Annotated in this window: 23 protein-coding genes and 1 other RNA gene; all 24 read left to right on the forward strand. The window is 44.3% G+C overall.

The features are described 5' to 3' along the window. Positions 1 to 11 precede the first annotated feature (11 nt). Entirely contained in the window at positions 12 to 1,673 is a 1,662-nt protein-coding gene (locus B2M23_RS08085; RefSeq protein ID WP_038352937.1) for a BCCT family transporter, read from the forward strand. Positions 1,674 to 1,778: 105 nt separating this feature from the next. Next, positions 1,779 to 3,536: a sigma-54 interaction domain-containing protein gene (locus B2M23_RS08090; protein ID WP_081571147.1), complete on the forward strand. Its 1,758-nt coding sequence runs from the start codon at positions 1,779 to 1,781 to the stop codon at positions 3,534 to 3,536. Positions 3,537 to 3,574: 38 nt separating this feature from the next. Beyond that, complete coding sequence (locus B2M23_RS08095; RefSeq protein WP_038352936.1) at positions 3,575 to 4,474, forward strand: DMT family transporter; 900 nt, start codon at positions 3,575 to 3,577, stop codon at positions 4,472 to 4,474. Beyond that, positions 4,464 to 4,955, forward strand: a complete 492-nt coding sequence (locus tag B2M23_RS08100; protein WP_038352935.1) for a prolyl-tRNA synthetase associated domain-containing protein — start codon at positions 4,464 to 4,466, stop codon at positions 4,953 to 4,955. Before B2M23_RS08095 ends, B2M23_RS08100 begins: the two co-directional genes overlap by 11 nt. Positions 4,956 to 4,975: 20 nt before the next feature. After that, positions 4,976 to 5,629, forward strand: coding sequence for a 5-methyltetrahydrofolate--homocysteine methyltransferase (locus B2M23_RS08105; protein WP_038352934.1), 654 nt, complete (start codon positions 4,976 to 4,978; stop codon positions 5,627 to 5,629). Between the two features lie 238 nt (positions 5,630 to 5,867). Beyond that, the gene (locus tag B2M23_RS08110) at positions 5,868 to 6,947 is read left to right on the forward strand and encodes a GTP-binding protein (protein ID WP_038352933.1); all 1,080 of its coding nucleotides are present in this window, start codon (positions 5,868 to 5,870) and stop codon (positions 6,945 to 6,947) included. Between the two features lie 198 nt (positions 6,948 to 7,145). Next, positions 7,146 to 8,495, forward strand: a complete 1,350-nt coding sequence (locus B2M23_RS08115; RefSeq protein WP_038352932.1) for a uroporphyrinogen decarboxylase family protein — start codon at positions 7,146 to 7,148, stop codon at positions 8,493 to 8,495. Positions 8,496 to 8,553: 58 nt separating this feature from the next. Then, positions 8,554 to 9,474 (forward strand): CobW family GTP-binding protein, encoded by a 921-nt coding sequence (locus B2M23_RS08120; RefSeq protein ID WP_038352931.1) that lies wholly within the window; start codon positions 8,554 to 8,556, stop codon positions 9,472 to 9,474. A gap of 9 nt (positions 9,475 to 9,483) precedes the next feature. Further along, a complete protein-coding gene (locus B2M23_RS08125; RefSeq protein ID WP_038352930.1) occupies positions 9,484 to 10,125 on the forward strand; it encodes an acetolactate decarboxylase in 642 nt (213 codons plus the stop codon). 267 nt (positions 10,126 to 10,392) lie between these two features. After that, a complete protein-coding gene (locus B2M23_RS08130; protein WP_052237325.1) occupies positions 10,393 to 11,442 on the forward strand; it encodes a PTS sugar transporter subunit IIC in 1,050 nt (349 codons plus the stop codon). Positions 11,443 to 11,510: 68 nt separating this feature from the next. Continuing rightward, positions 11,511 to 11,996 carry a VanZ family protein gene (locus B2M23_RS08135; RefSeq protein ID WP_038352929.1) on the forward strand — a complete coding sequence of 162 codons (486 nt, stop codon included), beginning with the start codon at positions 11,511 to 11,513 and terminating at the stop codon, positions 11,994 to 11,996. 10 nt (positions 11,997 to 12,006) lie between these two features. Then, a complete protein-coding gene (radA, locus tag B2M23_RS08140; protein ID WP_038352928.1) occupies positions 12,007 to 13,368 on the forward strand; it encodes a DNA repair protein RadA in 1,362 nt (453 codons plus the stop codon). A 121-nt stretch (positions 13,369 to 13,489) separates the two neighbouring features. Then, positions 13,490 to 13,668, forward strand: a non-coding RNA gene (gene ssrS, locus B2M23_RS08145) — 6S RNA. A gap of 104 nt (positions 13,669 to 13,772) precedes the next feature. Next, entirely contained in the window at positions 13,773 to 14,384 is a 612-nt protein-coding gene (gene ruvA / locus B2M23_RS08150) for a Holliday junction branch migration protein RuvA (protein WP_038352927.1), read from the forward strand. Positions 14,385 to 14,395: 11 nt separating this feature from the next. Beyond that, complete coding sequence (ruvB, locus tag B2M23_RS08155) at positions 14,396 to 15,424, forward strand: Holliday junction branch migration DNA helicase RuvB (protein WP_038352926.1); 1,029 nt, start codon at positions 14,396 to 14,398, stop codon at positions 15,422 to 15,424. Positions 15,425 to 15,434: 10 nt separating this feature from the next. Then, positions 15,435 to 16,469, forward strand: coding sequence for a tRNA preQ1(34) S-adenosylmethionine ribosyltransferase-isomerase QueA (queA, locus tag B2M23_RS08160; protein ID WP_038352925.1), 1,035 nt, complete (start codon positions 15,435 to 15,437; stop codon positions 16,467 to 16,469). Between the two features lie 12 nt (positions 16,470 to 16,481). Further along, complete coding sequence (tgt, locus tag B2M23_RS08165) at positions 16,482 to 17,591, forward strand: tRNA guanosine(34) transglycosylase Tgt (RefSeq protein WP_038352924.1); 1,110 nt, start codon at positions 16,482 to 16,484, stop codon at positions 17,589 to 17,591. 18 nt (positions 17,592 to 17,609) lie between these two features. After that, positions 17,610 to 18,056: a preprotein translocase subunit YajC gene (gene yajC / locus B2M23_RS08170; RefSeq protein ID WP_038352923.1), complete on the forward strand. Its 447-nt coding sequence runs from the start codon at positions 17,610 to 17,612 to the stop codon at positions 18,054 to 18,056. A 26-nt stretch (positions 18,057 to 18,082) separates the two neighbouring features. After that, a complete protein-coding gene (scfA, locus tag B2M23_RS08175) occupies positions 18,083 to 18,223 on the forward strand; it encodes a six-cysteine ranthipeptide SCIFF (protein WP_013381915.1) in 141 nt (46 codons plus the stop codon). An 89-nt stretch (positions 18,224 to 18,312) separates the two neighbouring features. Then, complete coding sequence (scfB, locus tag B2M23_RS08180) at positions 18,313 to 19,662, forward strand: thioether cross-link-forming SCIFF peptide maturase (protein WP_038352922.1); 1,350 nt, start codon at positions 18,313 to 18,315, stop codon at positions 19,660 to 19,662. Between the two features lie 228 nt (positions 19,663 to 19,890). Continuing rightward, positions 19,891 to 20,058, forward strand: coding sequence for a hypothetical protein (locus tag B2M23_RS21130; protein WP_158501375.1), 168 nt, complete (start codon positions 19,891 to 19,893; stop codon positions 20,056 to 20,058). 462 nt (positions 20,059 to 20,520) lie between these two features. Continuing rightward, positions 20,521 to 21,054 carry a ribosome hibernation-promoting factor, HPF/YfiA family gene (gene hpf, locus B2M23_RS08185; RefSeq protein ID WP_013381912.1) on the forward strand — a complete coding sequence of 178 codons (534 nt, stop codon included), beginning with the start codon at positions 20,521 to 20,523 and terminating at the stop codon, positions 21,052 to 21,054. 148 nt (positions 21,055 to 21,202) lie between these two features. After that, the gene (locus tag B2M23_RS08190; protein WP_052237324.1) at positions 21,203 to 22,921 is read left to right on the forward strand and encodes a DUF5317 family protein; all 1,719 of its coding nucleotides are present in this window, start codon (positions 21,203 to 21,205) and stop codon (positions 22,919 to 22,921) included. Between the two features lie 148 nt (positions 22,922 to 23,069). After that, on the forward strand, positions 23,070 to 25,625 hold the full coding sequence (secA, locus tag B2M23_RS08195) for a preprotein translocase subunit SecA (protein WP_038352921.1): 2,556 nt from the start codon (positions 23,070 to 23,072) through the stop codon (positions 25,623 to 25,625). The last annotated feature ends 15 nt before the right edge of the window (positions 25,626 to 25,640 follow it).

Consider the following 25,640-nt stretch of genomic DNA (forward strand, 5'->3'; position numbering starts at 1 on the left):
TGAGGGGAAAAATGGATAAGCAGCAAACAACAGAAAAGAAGGGATTCTTTGATATTGTGAATAAGTGGGTATTCTTTTCATCGGGAATCGCCCTTGTTATTTTTGTAGCTTTTGGATGTATTGCGCCACAGGCCTTTGCCAACGGCGCCAACGCGGCATTAAATTTTGTTCTGAAATATTTCTCATGGTTTATTACACCTGTAGCCTTTTTTATGGTTATCTTCTGCCTGTGGGCCGGGTTCAGTAAGTTCGGAAAGATTAAACTGGGCGGGCCTGATGCAAAGCCAAAAATGAGCAAACCGGTTTGGTTTGCCATTGCACTAACATCGGGGATTGCCGTCGGCATTAATTATTATGGTGTTTATGAACCCATCAGCTTCGTTTACAATCCTCCGGCATTCTTGGGTGTAGAACCCCTGTCCTCCGGTGCGATTCTGAACTCTTTAAAATATACCTTCCTGCACTGGTGTCTACATCCCTATGCTATCTATACGACTGCAGGTCTCTGCGTGGTATTCTTAATTTACAATGCGAAAAAACGTTACCGTGTTTGTACCTCTCTATATCCGCTTTTGGGCAAAAAAACCTATGGTGGCATTGGTAATTTTATCGATGCTGTTGCTATTTTTGCGATTATCGGCGGGATCGCCACATCGCTGGGGTTTGCAACACTGCAGATCGCACGCGGACTGGACACGATTATCGGCTTTGAAAGCAATATGGTCAACTGGCTGATTATCATCGCCATCATGACAGTGTTCTACACAGCCTCCAGTATTTCAGGATTGCACAAAGGGATTACCTATATCAGTAATTTGAACACGGTTTTATACTTCTTCGTATTAATCTTTTCATTTATTGTTGTTGATCCCATTGGTGTTACAGAGTTGACTATTACGGCCATCGGACAGTACTTTAATGAATTTATTAACCTTTCACTGTTCTTAGACCCCATTGCCAGGACAGGATGGGTAGGCGCAAATAATGTATTCTTTAATACCTGGTGGATGGTTTTTGCGCCGCTGATCGGTTTATTCTTAGTCAAACTGGCTTACGGCAGGACGATTCGGGAATTCGTTACAGTTAACCTGATCGCACCAGTTGTGTTCTCCTTTGTCTGGTTTGGCGTATTTGGCGGCGGCAGCATTATCCTTGAAAAATTCTTTGGAACAAATATTGGACAGATTGTTGAACAGGTAGGCTCAGATATGGCGCTGTACGCGTTTTTCAACCAGCTGCCGTGGAGCCAGTTTATGAATGTAATCGCCCTTCTTATTGTTATCTTATCCTTTGTTACCTTGGCTGAGTCAATGACCATGTCTATTTCAGCCATGACACTCAAGGAATTTCAAGATGAAACCGGTGAGGCGAGTCCTCCAAGAATTGTCAGTATTTTCTGGGGCGCTATCATGGCTTTAGCGGCATATACTCTGTTGATTTCCGGCGGAACCGACGCCCTGCAGACTTCGGTTATTGTCTGTGGCTTGCCCCTCTGTGTGATTATGGTCTTTATGATGGCAGCTTATTTCAAATCCATGAAACGGCTCGATGAATATGACATCTATAGTAAAGGAGACCTGTCGGTTTACGACACGTCTGAGAAAGAGAGACTGGAGAGGGTTGCCGCAGCTGAAGCAGAGGCCAGTAGAAATAGTGTTGAAAAAAATGAGTAATAAAATAAAGGGGTGAATGTGTTCGCCCCTTTTATCCAATTTTTAAAATGTTATAATAATCATAGCAACTTAGTTTTTAAACGGTTTCTAAAGGAGGTATTGATAATGGCAGAAATAGACAAAAAAGTGAATGATACAATGCAGGAATTCATTGATTTTATTGATTTAAGATACAAGGGGCTGGTCATAACAGACCAGTTTAAGAAAATTGTCAAAGTCAATGACCGCTTTTTAGAAATTTTTCATTTGAACACCAGTGATGGGTTGGAGTTTCATCTTGAAGAGCTGTTTTTAAAATATGGAATTGATGAGGATTCCGAATACTTCTACGACCTTGATAAAAACCAGGTAAATGTCCGATTGAAGACCATGACCTTTGGGGAAGAAACCGTACTTAATATCTGGATTTTTGAGGTGGTTGGGATGAAGAACGCGCGAATCAGTCTTTTGGAAACCATTGTACAGTTCAGTAAGGATGGGATTCACGCTGTTAACCAGGATGGCAAAATAATCATTTATAACGAAGCTCAGGGAAAGATCGACCACTATGAGCCTTCAGAGGTCATTGGCAGGCATGCCATGGATATTTATGCGCTGGATTATGAATCGAGTCTGTTGCTCAGGGTGCTGAAAACACAGAAGCCAATTGAAAATGTCCGGCAGGGCTATTATACCAAGGCAGGAACCTTTGTGGATTGTGTCACCTCGGTTATCCCGCTTTTTTATCATGGAAAGATTTTTGGATCAGCCGCGATTGTGAGGGATTATAATGGTATCCTGCAAACACTTGGAAAAGAAAAGGAGCAGGTGAACGCTGAAAAAATTAAGAGTATTACCACCCAGCCAAACTACGAATCCAAACAGACGCGCTATACCTTTGACAGTATTATTACAGTGAATCCTGAGCTCGCAAAGAGCATACAGTCTGCCAAACAGGCAGCTCAGACCGATTCGAACATTCTTATTATCGGTGAGACGGGAACCGGGAAAGAAATGTTTGCGCAGAGCATCCATGCCTACAGCTCGAGAAGGAACAAGCCCTTTCTGGCCATTAACTGCGCGGCCATACCCGAATCACTGCTGGAAGGCTTGCTGTTCGGGACGACAAAGGGTTCCTTTACCGGCGCTACTGACAAGCCAGGGCTTTTTGAAGAAGCTGATGGCGGAACTATTTTTCTGGATGAGATCAACTCCATGTCCCTGTTTCTTCAGTCAAAGCTTTTAAGAGTTCTGGAGGAACGAACCGTCACGCGTCTGGGATCAAATAAAATGATCCATGTGAGTGCGCGGATCATCTCAAGCTGCAATGAAAATCCTGCACAGGCGATCCAGGATAATAATTTCAGAAGCGACCTTTTTTATCGTCTGGCAGTTGTGTATATTGTGATCCCGTCACTGCGGATGCGCCTGGATGATGTAAGCCTGCTGACTAAATACTTTATTGAAATGTACAATCAACAGTTTGATAAAAAAATCATTGGGGTCGATTCAGAGGTTAACCAACTTTTTGAAAACTACAGCTGGCCTGGAAATGTCAGGCAGCTCCGGCATCTTTTGGAATCTGCCATGAACGTCATTGATCCGGATGAGACTTATATTGGTATACGGCATCTGCCCAAATACATTCTGGGTGAGGATAAAATCGGAAATTATGAAGGGCAGCCGGAACAGCACGGCGAGATCCGGACTTCGGTTTCGATGGATAAGGGACAGAATATTTTTGAGGAATTAAAGGAAAAAGAGAAAGAGTTTATAATCGAAAGCCTGACCAAAAATGGCGGAAATATTGCGAAAACGGCCAAGCAGATGGGTATGAGCCGACAAAAGCTATACTATAAGCTGAAAAAATACAAGTTAAAATAAGACGGCGGAGGTGTTTTCAGAAAAGTAAGGGGAGTAAAATGTTTAAGGGGATCATTATTGCTGTGATCGGTGCCACGGCCTATGGATTTATTTCACTTTTTACCAAGAATCTGGTCAATCTGTCAGTAACCAGCGATACCATACTGGTCAGCCGGTTTTTGATTATTTTTCTGGTGATTGGCCTTTATCTGGCTGCCAGTAAAAAGCTTGTAAAGCCCACAAAAAAACAGATTAAGGATCTGCTGATATACGGCGTTATCGGCTACGGCGGAGCGATTTTTCTGCTGGCTGAATCCTATATTTTTATGCCCATGAGCCAGGCAACCATGATCCATTTTTCGTATCCATTGTTTGTCGCGATTTTTATGGTTGTCTTTTATAAAGAAAAAATGACCGGAGTAAAGGCTTCCGCCCTTGCCCTGACTTGTTTGGGAATTGCATTCCTCATGGAATTTAATTTTACGGTAAACTTTGTGGGACTGCTCATCGCCCTTTTATCTGGTGCGGCCTTTGGGCTCTATATGGTCAGTGTCAGTGAGAGCAGCATCAAAGACTTAGATCCGCTCAACCTGCTTTTTTATCTGGCATTGGTGGTGGTGTTTGTGTTTGGCACATGGGGCATGATAAAAGGAGAACTCCACCTTGTCGGCCTCGGGCCTGCTGTTTACGCGTCAATGCTGGGGGTGGCGGCTTTGTCTATTATTGGTATTGGCTTTTCAACAGTTGCCATCCGTACCATCGGTCCGACCTATGCGGCGATGATCTGTGTACTTGAGCCGGTAGTGGCGCTTTTATGCGGCGTTGTCATTTTCAGGGAGTCCCTGACAGCTTACAGCTTTCTGGGGAGCCTGATGATGTTTACCGTTATTCTGCTTATCGCCTTTGAAGGGTATTTTAGAAAGAAAAAATCAGAAAGAGGGAATAATAATGGAAACTGAAGCGAAAAAGGTATATGATTTTTTAGATGCGCTTGGTGTAGAATATCAAGTGATTGAGCATCCTCCGGTTTATACCTGTGATGAACTGGAGCAATATATGAACGGCGTTAATGGGGCGCACTGCAAAAATCTTTTACTGCGCAATAAAAAAGGGAACCGGCACATTCTGGTGATTCTGGAAGAGTCCAAGCAGATGAACATCAAGGAATTTGGCAAGCAGATCGGGATCAGTAACCTGAGCTTTGCTTCTGAGGAACGGCTTATCAAGTATCTGGGCGTTACCACTGGGGCGGTTTCTGTTTTTGGCATCATTAATGACCAGGAGCATGAAGTAGAGGTTTATATTGACCGGGATGTCGTGGATCAGGATTTTGTGAATTTCCACCCCAATGTCAATACATCCACGGTTCACTTTAGCGTAGACGGACTGAAACAATTTCTGGCGGCCTGCGGCAATCCAGTGGAGATCGTCCATGTTTAGAGAGAAATTGAGGGGGAAAAATGGGGTGCTATAGAGGAATACCTGTCCGTCTGGATCGGGAAAAACTGTTTGAACAAATGCATATCCGTAAAGATCTCTGGAATTTTAATGAGTATGAAAAGGCTTATGATGAGCTGGCAGAAGAGCTTCCCAGGCTTATTGAGACGCGGGGAATCTATAAGCTCATTCCCAATGAAATGGGGCCGTTGATTCATAAGGAGCTTACAGACCACAGCCATCTGGTGTGCAGTATGGTTACCCTTGGGCCAGGGATCAGCGAACGCTGCACAGACTATTTCATGGAGAAGGATTATTTGAAGGGCCTGATGATTGACAGTATTGCCGACCAGGTTCTATTTGAGCTGTCAAATGATTTTTACCAAATTATTCGAGAGGATGTCTGCGAACGGAAAGGATTTGGACTGACGGTCCGCTTTGCTCCGGATGATCAGTTGATCCCAATCCATTTTCAAAAGGAAATTTTAGAGATTGTGGACGGTCGGCGCCAACTGGCAGTGGATATTACAGAGGGCTATATGTACAATCCCATAAAAACATTGGGATATGTATATGGGGCGGACCGTGAAATCTGCACAGCTGAGATTGATCATGACTGCCGACTTTGTTCAAATGTTGACTGTGAGCTTCGCAAAACAGAAAGATGCTCGGCATAATTCGGTATACGATGAAACGACGTATACCTCTAAAACGCTTAAAAAGCCCATAATCTGGGCTTTTTTGTTTTGAGCAAAAATTCTCGAAATACAGGGATTATTCAATTTGTCAAAAATCTACCTAAATAAAGTAATAATTTACAATTCAATTTTTAAAAAAGGTTATATAATTGAATAAAACATTTATTGTACTTAATCTAATAAATGTTTTATTCTGACAGAGGAGTAAGTGGTCGATATGGCAAAGCTAATGGTAATTGGTGGATTTTTAGGCGCCGGAAAGACAACGGCGATGATTGAAGTAGCAAAAACACTTAAAAAAATTGGAAATACAGTAGGTCTCATTACCAATGACCAGACTGATTATCTGGTGGATACCCAGTATGTTGAGAATCATGATCTGGAAGTCACAGAGCTGACAGGGAGCTGCTTCTGCTGTAATTATCCAGGCTTCGCGGAATGCGTGGATAAAATGCGTCAGGAGGACTTTATTCTGGCAGAGCCGGTTGGCAGCTGCACAGATCTGGTTTCGACGATTATGAAACCCTCTAAAGAGGGAAAAGCCGGTGACCTGGATGTGCTGCCGCTTTCCGTTCTGGTGGAACCCGGACGTCTAAAGGATTTTATGGAAAACAATACCAACGCTTTCTCAGAAGGCGTGTATTACATTATGGACAAGCAGATGGAGGAGGCCGATTTTATTGTTTTAAACAAAGTCGACACACTCGATGCTGGCGAGAAAGAAAAACTGGTCAGCTATTTAAATGAAAAATATCCGGCGGGCAGAGTAATGGAAATTTCTGCAAGAGAGGGAAAAGGTATTGAAACCTGGCTTTTAGCAGTCCTTTCCGCGGATATTGCCACTTCAAACGCAAAAAAAATGGAGGTTGTTTATGAAACCTACGGCATTGCAGAGGCCGAAATGGGCTGGTTGAATGCCAAGGCCGAAATTAATGCCAGAGACAGTGTGAACGGCGATACGCTGATGAGCACTCTTGGTGAGGCTCTGAAGGAAGCCGTAGCAGAGGAAGGCGGTGAAATCGGCCATCTGAAGCTCTATTTAGACACAGGCAAGGGGGCCTCAAAGTTGAGCTGTGTGGGGGTCCGGCAGTCGGTTGAGCTGGATCAGGCTTTAGGCCAGGAGATGAAAAGAGGAGAACTGACCATTAATCTGAGAGCGGCTGTCGATCCTGCATTGCTTGAAAAATATACCAGCGAAAAGATTGAAGCCCTGGGTGAAAGCCTTGGGTTCGACATTGAAAATCTGGTTATCGAGGCTTTCCGGCCAGGATTCCCGAATCCAACTTACCGGATGTAAAGCCTTTACAAAAAAACAAGGAAAATTTACCAAAAAAGCAGGCTGATTTCGTATACATATGCGGCTTCGGTCTCTTTTTCGTGGAGATTTTCCCAAAAATACCAAGGCACCTACAATCATTTTTTTCTTTAAAACGATATACTTAACACAAGATAAAACAAGTGAACCACTGTGAATAAAACAATTTTGGAGGAAAAAATGGGTAAAGAACTTTTATTAAAAACATTGAGACATGAACAGACAGACGGTGTGCCGTTCGTGCCGTTCAGCGGTGTGCACGCAGGCTCCTTAAAGGGTTATACAGCCAGAGAAGTGCTGACAGACGGCGATAAGTTATATGAATCATTGATGGAGGTTCATAAACTGTACACACCAGACGGTATGCCAATCATTTTTGATTTACAGATTGAAGCAGAAATTTTGGGCTGTGAGCTGCTCTGGGCAGAGGATAATCCGCCTTCTGTTATGAGCCATCCCTTTGCCGGCGATCCTAAGGTGCCATGCAAATGCAAAATTCCAAAGAAAACTGACGGACGTATTCCAATGGTACTGGATGTCATGCGCCGCGTGAAAGAATCTGTAGGCGATGATACCGCTTTATATGGCCTGATCTGCGGCCCGGTTACCTTGGCTTCACATATCCGCGGCAGCGAATTTTTCATGGATATTATCATGTATCCAGATTATGTTAAAGAGTTAGTCGCTTTCTGTACAGAAGTCTGCAATGCGATGACCGATTATTATGTCGAAGCAGGAATGGATGTCATTGCCTTGGTTGACCCGATTATCAGCCAGATTTCACCAAAATCCATTGAAGATCTGTTTATGGATCAATTCAAAGCTGCTTTTGACTATATCCGCAGTAAGGGCGCTTTTGGCTGCTTCTTTGTCTGTGGCGACGCCACAATTCAGATGGATGTTATGTGCCGCACGAATCCAGACGGCATTTCCATCGACGAAAATGTTAATATCAATGAAGCTAAGAAGATTACAGACCAGTACAATATTACACTCGGCGGGAACATCCCTCTGACGACAACCATGCTTTTCGGGACACAACAGGATAATATGAAGTATGTTGTCGATATGTTAGACAACATTGATCATCACAACCTGATCGTAAGCCCGGGCTGCGATATGCCTTACAATGTGCCTATGGAAAACACCATTGCATGTGTGCAGGCTGTTAAGCACACCGATGAAGTCCGCGAAATGGTTAAAAACTATGAAGCGGTCGATACACTCGGTGATGTAGAGCTGCCTGACTATGAAAATCTGGATAAACCTTTTATCGAAGTCTTTACCCTCGATCCGGTTCAGTGCGCTGCCTGTACATATATGGAAAAAGCAGCGATGCTGGCCAAAGAAGAGTTTGGCGACGCTGTTGATATTGCCGTTTACAAATACTGTATTAAAGAAGATATCGCGCGTACACAGAAGATGGGAGTACAGCATCTGCCGTCCATCTACATCAACGGACAACTGGTATGGTCTTCCATCATTCCAAGCCGTCAGGAAATTGTAGATGAAGTGAAAAAATATTTATAAAAAATAACACCAGGGTGGGTGCCTCAGGTTACCCACCCTGTTTTCAGTGGAGGGAAAAATGAAGCTAGTACTTTTAACTGGTTTTTTGGGATCTGGCAAAACAACTTTTTTAACAAATCTGCTAAAAAGCTTTAAAGACGTTAAAATTGGGGTTTTAATGAATGAGTTTGGAGAAAAAAGTATTGATGGTGAACTCATTAAAGGTAACGATTTTGATTTGCTTGAGCTGACAGGCGGTTCCGTTTTCTGCGCTTGTTTAAAGGAAAATTATATTAAAGGGCTGGCAGGCTTTCTGGATTACGATTTAGAATATGTTTTTGTGGAGTCATCTGGTGTAGCCGATCCCTCAAACATGGGTACCATATTGGAGACGGTTACTGCAATCAGTGGGAAGGCCTATGATTACCTTGGGGCCATCTGTATTGTGGACGGCCTGTATTTTCTGGAGCAGTATGATCTGATTCCCGCGCTGCATAAACAGCTGGTCTACAGCAACGCAGTGATTATCAATAAAACAGATTTGCAGAGTGAAGACCGGTTAAATCAAATGGAGGAAAAGATAAAGGAGGTAAACAGCAGAACGCAGGTATACAGAGCGGCCTTCTGTGAGGTTTCTATGGAAGAAATACTTGCAAAAATGAACGGAGAACAGCCAGCTCCGGCTGAGACAACCAATACCTGGGAATCGCGGCCTAAAACAAGTGTCCTGTGTTCAGGTGAGCCTCTGGATTATCAGAAATTCGGGGCCTTTCTGCACGATATCAAAAAACATGCTTACCGGATTAAAGGCTTTGTAAAAACTAACGCCGGCGATTTTGAGGTCAGCTGTGTCAATGAATTTGCGGTCATGAATCCATGGAAAAAAGAACTTGACCAAACAGAAGTCGTCATTATTTCTTCGGTGGGTATTAAAATCATCAGTGAGGTACTGGCAGCCTGGAAAAAGTTTTTAGGCGATGTGCCTATGGAATTCAGATAGGGATACAAAATGAGTACGATTTATCAGTTTTCGACTTTTGAGACGTTTAAAAATCGTGGTTTTGACGGCTGCGGCAGCGTTAAGGAACTCCTTGAGCATGGCGATATCGGATTTGGAACCTACCATGCCCTGGATGGAGAGATGATCATCCTGGAGGGGGTGTCCTACAAAGCTGACGGTGACTGTTGCATCCAGAGAGCGGACGAGAATGACCGGACACCCTTTGCCACAATCTCAGATTTTAAACCGGATACTTATATTGAAATGGGCGAATTTACCGATATGAGTGACCTGTGCAGACAGCTGGATGAGCAGATGAAGTCCCAAATTTATGAGCGATGCTTTATCGGGCGTTTGGATGGCAGGTTTAAGGCAATAGAAATCCACAGTGTCTGGCCGGTAGAAAGGCCCTATGAGGCGCTTGATGAAATTGTTGGACGGCAGAAATGTGTGACACTTAAAGGGATTACCGGAACCCTTGTCGGCGTCCGCTGCCCGGAGTGGGCAGAAGGAAAAAACTTCGTCGGATGGCATTTTCATTTTTTATCAAAGGACCACGAATGGGGCGGCCATGTGAACCAGGTAAGCGGAGATCAGCTCACAGGGCGCTTTAAAATTTGTAATCAAATCGAGTGCATAGACCATCACTGAGCGGCTTGAAATTCTCCTTCAAATATGATATAATAAAAAAATATAAAAAGTTTTAAATTATAAGGATACAATAATGTATTTTAGTTTATTGCTTAAAAATAAAAATATCGGGTTTCGCTCGGTATTTTTATTTTTTGCGGCTGAATAAGGTATGTACAAAAAGTGCGTGCCGTTCAATTTTATGCCACAGCAGACAGAATACAGATTGTATCCTTTTGTTTTGCCTGTGTGAATATAGATCAAACATTAAAATAAGTTGGAGGAAAAATGAAAAAAGAACCTAAATATGAAAATGTGCGGGATTTTCTTAGGAAAAAAGACATTGAGTTTTCCGCCCAGCGCTATTTGATCGATGCGCTGAAATACATGGCTTTTGGTTTGTTCGGCACACTGCTGATGGGCAGTATCCTGAACCAGATTGGAATATTATTTCACATTCCCTTTTTAAATGAGACTTTGTGGCCGGCGGCCCAGGCAATGACAGGGCCAGCCATTGCGGTTGCTGTCGCCTTTGGTCTCAATGCGCCGCCACTTGTCTTATTTTCCATTACTGTGGCAGGCTTTCTTGGCAACGCCCAGGGTGGGCCGGCCGGCGCTTTGATCGCTGCGGTTATTGGCGCGGAATTTGGCAAGGCTGTATCAGGGGAGACAAAGGTGGATATTTTAGTAACTCCCTTTGTGACCATGCTCATTGGCTCACTTGTCGCTGTGGTAGTTGGCCCGCCCATCGGTGCTTTTATGACAGCCCTTGGAAATGTGATTATGTGGGCGACAGAGCAGCAGCCAATCATCATGGGCGTTGTTATCTCAGTGGTCGTAGGGGTTGTGCTCACCCTGCCGATTTCCAGCGCAGCGCTGTGTATTATGCTGAACCTCTCAGGGATAGCCGCCGGAGCGGCGACTGTGGGCTGCTGCTGCCAGATGGTCGGCTTTGCGGTTCAGAGCTATAAAGAAAATGGGATCGGCGGTTTAGCGGCCCAGGGGTTGGGAACTTCCATGATCCAGGTGCCCAATATTATAAAAAACTGGCGAATATGGATACCGCCCACTGCGGCGTCAGCGGTATTAGGGCCTCTGGCAACCACTGTTTTCCAGATGCAGAATACGCCAGTCGCCGCGGGAATGGGAACCTGCGGCCTTGTCGGGCAGATTGGCACCGTTATGGCCATGATGGAGGCTGGCCAGCCGATGGTGCAGATTGTGCTTGGTATCGGCCTGCTTCAGATTATTCTGCCGGCAGTTGTGACGATGATTTTTTATAAGCTTTGCGCCAGAGCAGGCTGGATTAAAGCAGGCGATATGAAACTGGACTTATAAACCACTGGCATCATTAAGGTTTTAGGGTTATAATGAGTTCCGTTAAAGCTTAAGAATGGAGCAGCATAATGACAAAAGATGCGCGAAAGCGTTTTTTACTAAGGGTTGTGTTTATATTTTATCTTGGTTTTCTGGCAATGGTCACGCTGCTGCCGACATCAAACATTGTGTATGAATCCAGCTACAACCTGCTTCCGCTTACCAATATTGATAATTATATTTATGATATTGCACACAGCGGGATTATAAATTGGGAATTTTTAGCCACCAAACCGACAGATGCGGTGAGTATTCTGTACAATACCTTTACCTACTCCTTTCGGAATTTGGCAGGAAATATTGCGCTTTTTATTCCTTTGGGGTTATTATACCCGCTCTGCAGAAAGAAACGGGTGAGTTTTCCCCATATATTGATTGTGACAGTCGGAACCACAGCCCTGATCGAATTGCTGCAATTTGCTTTTCTGTCAAGCCGCAGTGCGGATGTGGATGATTTGATACTTAATTTTATCGGCGGTATGATCGGTTACCTGATCTATAAATGGATTGAATGACGGAGGGCGTATGGCAAAATTAAAAAAGAAATTTGTGTGCCAGAACTGCGGGTACAGCACGCCTAAATGGATGGGGCGCTGTACGGAATGCGGCGAATGGAACTCCTTTGTGGAGGAGCTGGATATGCCCACCGAGCAGGGAAAAAAGAATACCCTTGAACGGGCTGTGTACACAAAACCCAAGCGTATTGAAGAGATCATTCCTCAGAAAGAGGATCGTTTTAAAACGAAGAATAAAGAGCTCGACCGTGTCCTCGGCGGCGGCATTGTGCCCGGAGGCGTTATCCTTCTGGGCGGTGACCCGGGAATTGGAAAGTCGACCATTCTTCTGCAGACGACGGAAAATCTTGGAAGCCAGGGGCTTAAAATCCTGTATATTTCAGGTGAGGAATCCGAGCAGCAGCTCAAAATGCGGGCGGTCCGGATGAAGGTGAAATCCCAGAATATTTTTTTCCTGTCTGAGATTAACGTCCCCTATATCGTGGATACTATTTTGAATGAAAAGCCTGATCTTGTCATCATTGACTCGATCCAGACAATGTACAGTCCCACAATCACCTCGGCTCCCGGCAGCGTCAGTCAGATAAGGGAGAATGCCAACGCATTGATGCAGATTGCCAAAAAGGATAATATTTCAATGATTCTGGTCGGGCATGTAACCAAGGAAGGCAATATTGCCGGCCCCCGCGTTTTGGAACACATGGTTGATACGGTTCTGTATTTTGAGGGTGAAAAGTACCATACTTACCGGATACTCAGAGGAGTTAAAAACCGTTTTGGCTCAACCAACGAGATCGGCATTTTTGAAATGGCACAGGATGGTCTGCATGAGGTGGCAAATCCTTCTGAAATGATGCTGTCGAGCCGTCCGAAAAACACTTGTGGCTCTGTGGTAGTGCCTTGTATGGAGGGGACACGTCCGCTTTTAATTGAGCTTCAGGGACTTGTATCTCAGACAAGCTTTGGCAACCCAAGGCGCATGGCCACCGGAATGGACTATAATCGTATGGTGCTTCTTTTGGCCATTATGGAAAAACGGCTGGGATTACAGCTTCAGAATCTTGATGCATATATCAATGTGGTTGGGGGTATGAAAATAGATGAGCCGGCCCTTGACCTGGCCGTTGTGTCTGTGCTATACTCAAGCTTCAGGAATTTTGAAATTCCAGAGGATATGATGATTATCGGCGAGGTTGGTCTGACCGGAGAGGTCAGAAATATACAGCACATTGAAAAACGCCTTAAAGAAGGCGCAAAGCTTGGTTTTAAGCGCTGTATCATGCCAAAGGGAAATGCCCGGGGCCTGGAGAATACAGGGCTTGAGCTGCTGCCGGTCGATAACATATCAAAGGCTTTAAATATATTGAAGTAGGTATGTAATAAAACGGAATGCTGAATTTTGGATAATGTCAAATAGTTTTTGTAGTCTTTTTTAGCAATCCCTTAACAAAAATTTATCCTTTTCAATTCTAATAATTACAGATATAATGAAATTAATCCTGAGATGTTCGTTACAACCTTATTTTTGAACCTACACTTATTTATAGGGAGTCCGGATGTTCTCTATGCAATGTTAAGCCTCCTTTGAGTGGAAAACAGACCCTTAGAGACAGGGCACCCACCTAGCATCCGCTAGGCGTCAAAAATGGTGGACGGCATATTCGGGATTTAGCACCTTCGGGTGCTTTTTTCATGTTCTGACCGAATAAAGGTTCTTGAATTAACAGGACTGAATTGATACAATAAACCAATACGAAAAAAAACAGGAGGCTTGACGTGTTTGAGTATATAAAAGGCAATTATGAGGAGCAGGCGTCAGACTACATCGTTGTGGACCATCAGGGGATGGGGTATCGGATCAATGTTTCCGCAAACACGATGTCTGAGCTTCCAAAATTACACAAGGAAGTAAAAGTCTATATCCATCCGGCGTTTAAGGAAGATGATGTAACACTCTACGGCTTCTCGTCAAAAGAGGAGCGTGAGATTTTCAGAACCATCATCACCATTTCCGGTATCGGGCCAAAAGCAGCGATGGGGCTGTTATCGCAGTTTACCAGGGATGAGCTGATTCGTTACATTGTCAATGAGGACGCCAAGGCGATCTCGCGGGCGCCGGGAATTGGACAAAAAACAGCCAATCGAATCATTCTGGAGCTTAAGGATAAATACAAGAATTTTGCATTTGCAGATTCGGCAGAAACGGGAGCCATCGAAAATCTCAGAGAGGCAGACAACCTCTTTAATGAAGCGGTTAACGGGCTGCTGGGATTGGGCTATGGCTATGCCGAGGCATCAGAGCTGGTTGAAAAAATTATTCAGCCGGGAATGGGTATTGAAGATATTCTGAAAAATGCGCTGATGTCTGCAAATCCTCTTGGACGGTAGGTGAGTAAAAAATGAAAGATCGTATAGTAACGAGTGGTTTTACCGAAAGCGACATTGATATTGAGAGAAGCTTAAGGCCCCAGCGCTTGGAGGATTATATTGGACAGGACCGTGTTAAGCGCCAGATGTCTATCTTTATACAGGCAGCCCAGAAGCGGAACGAACCGCTGGACCATGTTCTCCTTTACGGACCGCCAGGACTTGGAAAAACCACTTTGGCCAATATTATTGCCCAGGAAATGGGAACGAATATAAAGACCACCTCCGGACCAGCCATTGAAAAGCCGGGAGATTTGGCCGCCATTTTAACCAGCCTTAAGGAAGGCGATGTCCTGTTTATTGATGAAATCCACAGGCTGCAACGAAGTGTGGAGGAGGTACTGTATCCGGCGATGGAGGACTTTGTTCTGGATATTATCATCGGAAAGGGACCCAGCGCAAAATCCATTCGTCTTGATCTTCCGAAATTTACGTTGGTCGGAGCCACGACACGGGCCGGCCTGCTGACAGCTCCGCTACGGGACCGCTTTGGTGTGGTTCAGCGGCTGGAGCTTTACAATCAGGATGAGCTGGCAACCATTATCAGCCGGTCTGCGGAGATATTGTCCGTCAATCTGGATGAAAAAGGCGCGGATGAACTGTCTGTGCGTTCGCGTGGAACGCCGCGTATTGCCAACCGCTTATTGAAGAGAGTGCGTGACTTCGCTGAAATCGAGGGAAAAGGTATTATTGATCTGGAAACAGCCAGAACAGCTTTAGAACTCTTTGAAGTGGACGCCAAAGGTTTAGATGAAATTGACCGGATCATGCTGACGACCATCGTTGAGAAATTTGACGGCGGACCTGTAGGGATCGACACACTGGCAGCGGCCATTGGCGAGGAGCGCAATACCATCGAAGAGGTTTACGAGCCTTATCTGATTCAGCTCGGTTATCTGGCCAGAACCCCAAGGGGACGCGTGATCACCTCAGGCGGTTACAGGCATCTGGGACTTGAGCCGGCAGTGCTGCAGGAACAGGTAAAATTGGATTTAGAATAGAGGAATAAATTTGGAAACACTAACGACAAAGGATTTTTATTATGACCTGCCTGAAGAGCTTATTGCTCAGACGCCTGAAAAGAAAAGAGACGCGTCGAGACTGATGGTGCTCAACCGTATGGAGGGAAGTATTCAGGACCGTCATTTCCACGATATTATCGATTATTTGGCTGAGGACGACCTGCTAGTTATGAATAATACAAAGGTGCTGCCTGCGCGGATTTTTGGTAAAAAAGAAGAAACCGGGGGCAAGGTCGAGCTGCTGCTGCTCAAACGGCTGGACGATAAAACTTGGGAAACCATGGTAAAGCCAGGAAAAAAGGCAATGCCCGGTACGCGTCTGGTCTTTGGGGACAAGCTTAAGGGTGAGATTAAAGATAAGATAGAGGGCGGTCTCAGAATCATTGAATTTGAATATAATGGCATCTTTGAGGAGATTATCGGGGAGCTGGGAACCATGCCGCTTCCGCCGTATATCCATGAGGTTTTAGAGGATCAGGAGCGCTATCAGACCGTTTACGCCAAGTACACAGGTTCCGCTGCCGCACCAACTGCCGGTCTGCATTTTACAGAGGAGCTGCTGGATGAGCTCCACAGAAAAGGCGTCAGGACTGCTGAGGTTACACTGCATGTGGGGATCGGGACCTTTCGTCCCGTAAAATGTGATAATATACTGGATCACCATATGCATGAAGAAACCTACCAGGTGCCCGAAGAAACGGCAAAGCTCATTGAGGAGACCCGGAAAAAGGGCGGGCGAGTCGTTGCTGTTGGCACGACATCTGTCAGAACTTTGGAGAGTGCCGCAGCCCGCTTTGATGGAAAGGTTCAGGCATGTGAAGGATCGACAGATATTTTTATCTATCCAGGCTACAAGTGGCAGGTGGTTGATGCGTTGATTACAAATTTTCATCTTCCGGAGTCCACACTGCTGATGCTGGTATCCTCTTTTTACAATCGCGAAGCGGTCTTGAAGGCCTATCAGCACGCTATTGACGCGCGTTACCGTTTTTTCAGCTTTGGTGACGCCATGTTTATTTATTAGGAGAAAAACTGAATGTTTAGATACGAATTAATCAAAGAAGATAAACACACCGGGGCCCGCCTTGGTAAAATCCATACCAGCCACGGTGTCATCAACACACCGATTTTTATGCCGGTTGGAACACAGGCGACGGTTAAGTCTATGACCAGTGAGGATTTGGAGGAGATGGATGCCAATATCATTCTTGGCAATACCTATCACCTTTACCTGCGGCCTGGACAGGAAATTATGGAGAAGGCAGGAGGGCTCCATAATTTTATGAACTGGGACCGTCCGATCCTTACAGACAGCGGCGGATTCCAGGTTTTTTCCTTAAATGATTTAAGAAAAATTACAGAAGAGGGTGTGGAGTTTTGTTCACATTTAGACGGCTCCCGGCATTTTATGTCTCCAGAAAAATCCATTGATATGCAGAACACGATCGGCGCTGATATCATTATGTGTTTTGATGAGTGTGCCCCGGCAGATGCGGATTATGAGTATACCAAAAAATCCATGGAAATGACTACCCGCTGGGCGAAACGCTGTAAGGACGCTCACAAGCGTCCGGATGATCAGGCGCTTTTTGGTATCGTGCAGGGCGGTATGTATGAGGACCTCCGGGCAGAAAGCGTGAGAGGGCTGACTGAAATTGATTTTCCAGGCTATTCCATCGGCGGTTTGAGCGTTGGGGAGTCCAAAGATACCATGTACCGGATTCTGGACGCGACTGTTCCGCTTTTACCAAAAGACAAGCCGCGTTATCTTATGGGAGTCGGCTCAGTGGATGCGCTTTTGGAAGGGGTAATCCGCGGTGTCGATATGTTTGACTGTGTGCTCCAGACCCGTATTGCGAGAAACGGAACAGCCATGACCAGTCAGGGAAAAGTGGTCGTACGCAACGCGACCTATAAGGAAGATTTTACGCCGTTAGACCCGGAATGTGATTGTTTCGTTTGTCGAAATTATACAAGGGCTTACTTACGTCATTTAGTAAAATGCAATGAAATTTTGGGTGCAAGGTTATTGACATATCACAATTTATACTTTACACTTAAGCTTATGGAAAAAGTTCGGAATGCTATTATGGAAGACAATCTTTTAGCATTTAAGGAGAGTTTTTTTCAAAAATATGGAATATAACATTAAGGAGAATTTAGAATGCAGAATGGTTTAGTGACTTTTCTTCCGCTGATTTTGCTCGTTGTTTTCTTCTATTTCTTTATTATGCGTCCGCAGAATAAGCAGAAAAAAGAAATACAGTCAATGCGGGACAACATGAAGCCAGGGGATGAAATTTTGACAATTGGTGGTTTTTATGGGATAATTTATGCGATCGATGATGAAAACATCGTCCTCGAGATGCTTCCGGATTTCCATAAGGCAATGATCGTTAAAAGCGCTGTTTCAAAGGTAATCAAACGTGAAGAGACGGAAGATGATACCGAGGAAGAAACAACTGAATCTGTATCAGAACCTGAAACCATTGAAAAAGAATCTCAGGAGACTCAGGATTACAATGACAGCCCTGTAGAGGATGCTGAATTTGAAGATGTGACAGATGAAAATGTTGAAGTTGGCGAAGAAGTCGACGAAGACAAAAAATAAAAACTGCATAAAGGAGAGTGAATGAGATGAAACACATCACAATCGTTAAAAAAGGTACTTTAGCTGATGTTAAAAACAAAGGCTGCGGTGAATGTCAGACTTCTTGCCAGTCTGCATGCAAAACTTCCTGCACAGTAGGAAACCAGCAGTGTAAACAATCTAAATAATTATGAGTTTGCGAAAAAGCAGTAACAGTGTTTACTGCTTTTTCTTTGCATAAAATTTGTAGAAAAGAAAGATAAGAAAGAAGATAATAATGATACATAAGTTTTATTTGAATGGTCTCTATATCGTTTTGGATGTCAACAGTGGTACAGTGCTGACAGTGGACGAGATGACCTATGATGTTCTGGACGATTATAAGGAAATGAGCCGGGACCAGATCGTAGAAAAGCTGAAGCATAAATATCCGGAGGAGGAACTTCTGGAGGTTATTCTGGAGCTTGAGATGCTTGAAGAACAGAAGATGATTTTTACTGAAAGCGACTATGACCCGAATGTCTACAAAAACCACGATCTGGTCAAAGCCCTCTGTCTTCATGTCGCCCATGACTGCAATCTGAAATGCAACTACTGTTTTGCTTCGCAGGGGGATTTTAACGGCGAAAAGCTGTTGATGCCCCTGGAAGTCGGAAAGAAAGCCATTGATTTTATTGTTGAACAGTCGAAGGACCGCCAGAATCTGGAAGTCGATTTTTTTGGCGGTGAGCCGCTTATGAATTTTGATGTGGTTAAAGAACTGGTGGACTATGCCAGAAGTAAGGAAAAAAGCCATCACAAGAAATTTAAATTTACAATCACAACCAACGGTGTGCTTTTAGACGACGAAAATATGGCTTATATCGACGAAAATATGGATAATGTAGTTCTGAGCCTTGATGGAAGAAAATGCGTGAATGACAATATGCGAAGGACAGTCAATGACAAGGGCTCCTTCGATATTATTATTAATAAGATTAAGAAAATGGCGGCTCTGCGCGAGGGTAAAAAGGACTACTATGTCCGCGGCACCTATACCAAGCATAATCTGGACTTCGGCGAGGATGTGAACTTCCTGGCGGAGGAAGGTTTTAAAAGTATTTCTGTAGAGCCTGTCGTTGCAGAAGAAGAGCACGATTATGCAATTTTGAGAGAAGACGTAGACCAAATTCTGGCAGAATACGATAAACTGGCCCTGGATTATCTCAACCGCCATGAAAAAGGCCTGGATTATAATTTTTTCCATTTTAATATTGATCTGAGCAATGGACCATGCGTCTATAAACGCCTGTCTGGCTGTGGAGCCGGCCGTGACTACGTCGCAGTGACACCTGAAGGGGATATCTACCCCTGCCATCAGTTTGTCGGCAACGAGGAATTTAAAATGGGAACGGTGGATGAAGGCATTCAGCGCCCTGAAATCAAAGATGAGTTCGGTAAGGCGAATCTACTGCAAAAAGAAAAATGCCAGAGCTGCTGGTGCAAATATTTCTGCGGCGGAGGCTGTCACGCAAATGCCTATAATTTTAACCATACAGTGATGGAACCCTATGATGTTGCCTGTGAGATTGAACGCCGCCGGGTAGAAAATGCCATTATGATCAACATTCTTGAAGGAAACGTCTGACAATAAAATAGTTGAGTGACAAAAAACCTCCATTCCATTTGATGGAGGTTTTTTTATGAAGCAAGATAATATTGGTGGAGAAAACTTAAGGATTCTATTTTTGAAAGCGTTAAACACTTGAAAAAAATTCGGGGATGGATATAATGTGTTTCGTAAATAGGAATTGCAAATCTAATCGCTGTGGAAAAGCAGACGAAATACGAGCGAAAGCTGAAAGGAGATAATCAGATGTTGTATCGAACTGTAGTTGACCACACCATGCCTGGTATGGGTAATGATAGCGAAGCGGATGTTCGCTTGAAAATTGCGAGCACCATGATTGATCGTGATTATCCGGTTGCAGAGATAGCGAAGATCACAGGTCTGTCCATCGATGACGTTGAAGAATTAAAGTGAAAATTTAAATAGGTTATTAAAACAGGTGCAGCTTAAACGTACCTGTTTCTTTATTTTTTGTACGCTTGACAGTCCTTAAAGGTTTCTTTATAATGAAGTGGTCCCGTGTTTGTGGTTGAAAGTCGATGCCAGTCGCAGGCGAAGCGATCCACGTAAGGCTTTCTAAAAGCGGAAAGCTGATCATAGTGCGGCCTAGATGTAAGACCAGCCGGTGCAAAACCGAGAGGAGGAGTTGTGATATAAACCTTGAGCTAAACTCCCAGCTGGCGAGTGTGGGGGAAAAAACCAGGTCAAGCGGGACATCAGGAGGCCTTTGGCCTCCTTGTTACATTATTGTAACAATTTGTATGTGCATTTTCGTGTGAGTTATGGTATAATATTGCCATCACCAGTGCGGGCTGACGATTTTTGTTAATCGTTTTAATGTACTGGTACAGTGACCTTTTGAAAGGAGTTATCATTATGAAATTCACAATTTACGGAAAAAACATGCATGTATCAGAAGGTTTAAAAGAAGCACTCAGGAAAAAGTTCGAAAAGTTTGACCGCTACTTTGGGCAGGAGACAGAAGTGTATGCGACATTCAGCAAGGAAAAAAACTTCCAGATGCTGGAAATAACCATACCGATGGGAAAAACGATTTTACGGGCTGAAGAAAAAAGTGAAGATATGGCCGGTTCCATTGAAGCTGTCGTTGACAAGCTGGAGGGCCAGTTAAGAAAACATAAAACAAAACTGCAGAAACGTTACGCTGAAGAAGCATTGAAATATAACCTGGACGGTCTTGAACCAATGGAAGATTATGAAGAGCATCCGCCAAAGGTTGTGCGCACAAAGAAATTTGCCGTCAAACCGATGTCAGTCGATGAAGCAACCATGCAGATGGAGCTTTTAGGACACGATTTCTTTGTATTTTTAAATGCGGAAACCGAGGATGTTAACGTTGTTTACATGAGAAAAGACGGAAACTATGGCCTGATCGAGCCGATTTTCTAGTAAAATAAACCCTAACACCCGTTAAGAAGTAGTATTTAACGGGTGTTTTTGTTTGACATAATAAATCTTTTGATTTAAAATAGATGTAATATAATGTCATTAGAATACGTGTTTACTTTTCAGAATAAATACAGAGGGTAGGGAAGTTATGTTTGTACTAATAGCAATTATACTAGGACTAATCATTGGCTTTATCAGAGGCGGGAGCTTTAAAGGCTTCAAAGCGAAGAAAATCTCCTTGCTGCCTTTGGGAATTATCGGAATTATTTTGCAGTTTGGACTCCATCTGTATTATTATACTGGCGGTATCGAAGCGGTTGATGCATTCTTACCAGTGGTCAATTTTATCAGCTACATTTTAATTTTGGTTATGCTGGTCTTTAATCTGGATGATTTCTGGACCATTATGATGGCGGTCGGCATCACAGCGAATTTTATTGTCACTTTTATCAATGGCGGCAAGATGCCTGTGGCGTCGAAAATTGTCGAATCGCTTCCGGCGACCTCAGCTTTTGCCACAAGTATTAACGAAGGAACAAATGCAGTATATGCGGTTATGCAGCAGAGCGGACTCTGGGTGCTGGGGGTTAATGTTCCCATCCCGTTTGTCGGCGGGTTTATGCAGTATATCGGCAGTATTGGCGGTTTCAGTATTGGCAGCGCCGTTGTTTTTATAGGCCTTATAGGATGGGTTCAGTACGCCATGAACCGTGTTCCTGCAGATTCTGTTTTTAACAAAGACGAACCGATTGGCGAGGAAGACTATATTCTGCCTCCAGATGAGGATGACGAGGACGACTTCTTTGATGATTACGATGATGAAAATGACGATTACTACCCAGAAGAAGATTTTGAGGAAGATCCCATTGAAAACCTCGAAGGCTCTTTTGAGAGTATGACTGATGTTATTCCGAAGCTGACACCGGAAGCTATTGCTGAAATTCAGAATAATGGCGGCGACAGCAGCATGGGTAAGTCAATCTTGGATGAGTATGATCCAAGTCAGGATACAAAGGTATTTACGGCGATCAAGGACATCGGAACCTATGAGCCTACAGAAGTAAAAGAAGATTTTTCAGATGAAGATACAGGACCGGTTTCCGGTTTCTTTACCCAATCATTTTATGCTGAAAAGGAAAAGGGCAAGTTAGCCTTTGAGAAGGAACAGGAAGAAATTAAAACTGAAGAAAAACCGGAGGAAAAAGTCCCGAAACAGCGTGTTGTCATTCAGGAGCCAGTGATTAATATCGATCCGGTTCCCCAGCCGCAGCCAGTGGTTGTTGAGGAAAAGACGCCGTTTGTTGTTGAGGACGATAAAATTGTCAGTAATCCGGAGTATGGAGCAACTATGATTAATACAGAAAAAGAAGAACGCACTGAAGACGATATGCTCAGTATCTGGCAGCAGGTTAATCAGGAACAGGAACGTATCCGTGCCCGCAAACGCCGCCGTACCAGATATGTCGATGTTAAGGAGCCCTTTAAGGCAGAACGTGAAAAGGTTGCGGCAGAAAAAGCTGTGGCCCGCGCTGCGGCTGTCGCTAAGGCTCAGGCAGTAACAGAAGCCCAGCCTGTCCACCGTCAGATTACACCGGAAGAGCTTCAGGCTCAGACCATTGCAGCCCAACAGGCAGCTGCAGCAGTTCAAAAGCCGGCTGAACCCGTCATTACACCGCCGATCGAAGAACCAGCAGCACCTGTTAACACGGCAGCCGCTCCGCAGCAGGCATCCGTTTATGACAGCAGTGCTGAAGTGAAGGCGAGTTCGGCAGATCCGGACGAAGAACGCGAAAGAGCTGGATATGAGCGCGTTAAGCTGAATGTTGACGGCAAAGATGTTGTGTTCTGGCGTAAGAAAAAAGATTGAAAATAATTAAGATGTGGGGATTGAAGCTAAAAAACTTCAATCCCTTTTAAGTTTTTTTGGTATAATGGATAAAATATGTTATACTGTTCTGTAAGTGTGCTTAATATCGAATTAAATAATTTTTATATAACTGTAAGGAGTGAATACTTTGGGGTTTTTAGATGGAATATTTGATGTCAATAAAAAAGAGATCAAAAGATTACAAAAAAAAGTAGATAAAATCCTGGCATTGGAAGATCAATACAGCGCCATGTCAGATGAAGAATTGAAAAATCAGACTGCTTTGTTAAAGGAGCGTCTGGCAAACGGAGAGACCTTAGATGACATTCTGGTCGATGCCTTTGCCACGGTTCGTGAAGCGGCTTACCGTTCAATTGGAATGAAGCATTTCCCAGTCCAGTTGCTTGGGGGCATGGTCCTTCATGAGGGGAATATCGCGGAAATGAAAACCGGCGAAGGGAAAACCCTTGTGTCCACCTTGCCGGCTTATTTGAACGCCCTTGAAGGAAAAGGCGTTTATATCGTAACCGTCAATGACTACCTGGCCAAACGTGACAGCGAGTGGATGGGTAAAGTGCATGAGTTTTTAGGTTTAAGAGTTGGTCTGGTTGTCCATGGCCTGAGTTTTGACGAAAAGATCGAAGCTTACAATGCGGACATCACCTATGGGACTAACAATGAATTTGGTTTTGACTACCTGCGTGACAATATGGCCTCCCAGAAAGCGCAGCAGGTACAACGTGTGCTCAATTACGCCATTATCGATGAAGTGGACTCCGTCCTCATCGATGAAGCCAGAACCCCATTGATTATTTCGGGCAGCGGTGACAAGAGCACCAAGCTGTATGAACAGGCGGATATGTTTGTCAAACGCCTCAAGGAAGACACTTGGGATGGGGACGAAAAGGATGATGACCGCCCCATTGAAGAAAAGGGCGATTATACCAAGGATGAAAAGGCAAAATCCGTTATGCTGACGGAAAAGGGTGTGGAAAAGGCTGAAAAATATTTTGGACTGGATAATCTGGCCGATGTGGATAATATGGAAATTTCCCATAATATCAATCAGGCTCTGCATGCCAACGCCCTGATGTTTAAGGATCGCGACTATGTAATCAAGGACGGCGAAATCATTATTGTCGATGAGTTTACAGGCCGTTTGATGCCGGGCCGCCGTTATTCCAACGGTCTGCACCAGGCCATTGAAGCCAAGGAACACGTAAAGGTCAATCGTGAGTCTAAAACACTGGCGACCATTACTTTCCAGAACTATTTCCGGATGTTTAGCAAGCTTTCCGGTATGACTGGTACAGCAAAGACTGAGGAAGAAGAATTCAATACCATTTATAATTTGAACGTTGTAACGATCCCGACCAATAAACCGATGGTTCGCAACGATATGAACGATCTTGTCTACAAAAGTGAAGAGGGGAAATTCAAGGCGGTAGCCGAAGAGGTCAAGCAGCGCCATGTCACAGGACAGCCGATTCTGATCGGGACGATTTCCATTGAAAAGTCAGAGCTTTTGAGTAAATATCTTAAAAGAGAAGGCATTAAGCATAATGTCCTGAACGCAAAATATCTGGAACGTGAAGCTGAGATTGTCTCAAATGCCGGTCAGATGGATGCCGTCACCATTTCCACCAATATGGCGGGCCGTGGTACGGATATCGTTCTTGGAGAAGGTGTTCAGGAGCTAGGCGGGCTTCATATTATCGGCACGGAGCGCCATGAGAGCCGTCGTATTGACAATCAGCTGCGAGGCCGTTCCGGACGTCAGGGTGACCCGGGCTCCTCACAGTTTTTTGTCTCGCTGGAAGATGACCTGATGCGTATTTTTGGTTCAGAAAAAATTCAGAGCATGGTTGAGAGCATTGGCCTCGATGAGGATACGCCCATCGAAAATAAAATGCTGACCAGAGGGATTGAAAGTGCGCAGAAGCGTGTTGAAGCCCGAAACTTTGATATCCGTAAAAATGTCCTCCAGTATGATAATGTTATGAACCGCCAGAGAGAAATTATTTATGATCAGCGCCAGCAGGTTATCGACGGACAGAACATGCACGAGCAGATCTGGAAAATGACCGAGGATATGGTTGACAGCTATGTGGAAATGTACACCAACGGCGGCGACTATTACGATGACTGGGATCTTGAAGGCCTGAACAACTACTTTGAAAAGACGCTGGTGGCTGAAGGGGCAACGCTGAACCTGCCCAAAGAGCCTGAAAGCCGCGATGCTCTCAAAGAAGCGATTCTTCAGTACTGCCGGAACAATTACGAAGAAAAGGAAAAAACACTGGGCGATGCCAATATGCAGGAGCTTGAGCGTGCGATTCTTTTGAGAAGCGTCGACGCTGCCTGGATGGAACATATTGACAATATGGAACAGCTGAAACAGGGGATTGGCCTGCGTGCTTACGGACAGAATGACCCGGTTAAGGAATACACCAAAGAAGGTTTTGCCATGTTCGAGGATATGATTTTAAGAATCCAGGAAGACACGGTCAAGTACCTTTATAATATTAAAATCCAGAAGGCGCCCCAGCAGCAGCGGAACGTCAATATGGAGGATGTTAAAACCAACGAAAGTGAAATTGAAGGCCGGCCCGCAGCAGCCAGAAATAAGAAGGTTGGCCGTAATGATCCCTGCCCCTGCGGCAGCGGTAAAAAGTATAAAAAGTGCTGCGGCGCAAATTTATAAAAGTAAGGATGTGAT

The organism is Eubacterium limosum (assembly GCF_000807675.2).
GTDB lineage: Bacteria > Bacillota > Clostridia > Eubacteriales > Eubacteriaceae > Eubacterium > Eubacterium limosum.

Excerpts from the sequence above, each read along its gene's own strand:
- scfB (WP_038352922.1), top strand. The coding sequence starts at position 18,313 with ATGATACATAAGTTTTATTTGAATGGTCTCTATATCGTTTTGGATGTC.
- B2M23_RS08105 (WP_038352934.1), top strand. The coding sequence starts at position 4,976 with ATGGGGTGCTATAGAGGAATACCTGTCCGTCTGGATCGGGAAAAACTG.
- hpf (WP_013381912.1), top strand. The coding sequence starts at position 20,521 with ATGAAATTCACAATTTACGGAAAAAACATGCATGTATCAGAAGGTTTA.
- B2M23_RS08120 (WP_038352931.1), top strand. The coding sequence starts at position 8,554 with ATGAAGCTAGTACTTTTAACTGGTTTTTTGGGATCTGGCAAAACAACT.
- scfA (WP_013381915.1), top strand. The coding sequence starts at position 18,083 with ATGAAACACATCACAATCGTTAAAAAAGGTACTTTAGCTGATGTTAAA.
- B2M23_RS08125 (WP_038352930.1), top strand. The coding sequence starts at position 9,484 with ATGAGTACGATTTATCAGTTTTCGACTTTTGAGACGTTTAAAAATCGT.
- B2M23_RS08115 (WP_038352932.1), top strand. The coding sequence starts at position 7,146 with ATGGGTAAAGAACTTTTATTAAAAACATTGAGACATGAACAGACAGAC.
- B2M23_RS08090 (WP_081571147.1), top strand. The coding sequence starts at position 1,779 with ATGGCAGAAATAGACAAAAAAGTGAATGATACAATGCAGGAATTCATT.
- B2M23_RS21130 (WP_158501375.1), top strand. The coding sequence starts at position 19,891 with ATGTTGTATCGAACTGTAGTTGACCACACCATGCCTGGTATGGGTAAT.
- B2M23_RS08085 (WP_038352937.1), top strand. The coding sequence starts at position 12 with ATGGATAAGCAGCAAACAACAGAAAAGAAGGGATTCTTTGATATTGTG.
- B2M23_RS08100 (WP_038352935.1), top strand. The coding sequence starts at position 4,464 with ATGGAAACTGAAGCGAAAAAGGTATATGATTTTTTAGATGCGCTTGGT.
- B2M23_RS08110 (WP_038352933.1), top strand. The coding sequence starts at position 5,868 with ATGGCAAAGCTAATGGTAATTGGTGGATTTTTAGGCGCCGGAAAGACA.
- ruvB (WP_038352926.1), top strand. The coding sequence starts at position 14,396 with ATGAAAGATCGTATAGTAACGAGTGGTTTTACCGAAAGCGACATTGAT.
- B2M23_RS08130 (WP_052237325.1), top strand. The coding sequence starts at position 10,393 with ATGAAAAAAGAACCTAAATATGAAAATGTGCGGGATTTTCTTAGGAAA.
- yajC (WP_038352923.1), top strand. The coding sequence starts at position 17,610 with ATGCAGAATGGTTTAGTGACTTTTCTTCCGCTGATTTTGCTCGTTGTT.
- B2M23_RS08135 (WP_038352929.1), top strand. The coding sequence starts at position 11,511 with ATGACAAAAGATGCGCGAAAGCGTTTTTTACTAAGGGTTGTGTTTATA.
- radA (WP_038352928.1), top strand. The coding sequence starts at position 12,007 with ATGGCAAAATTAAAAAAGAAATTTGTGTGCCAGAACTGCGGGTACAGC.
- B2M23_RS08095 (WP_038352936.1), top strand. The coding sequence starts at position 3,575 with ATGTTTAAGGGGATCATTATTGCTGTGATCGGTGCCACGGCCTATGGA.
- B2M23_RS08190 (WP_052237324.1), top strand. The coding sequence starts at position 21,203 with ATGTTTGTACTAATAGCAATTATACTAGGACTAATCATTGGCTTTATC.
- tgt (WP_038352924.1), top strand. The coding sequence starts at position 16,482 with ATGTTTAGATACGAATTAATCAAAGAAGATAAACACACCGGGGCCCGC.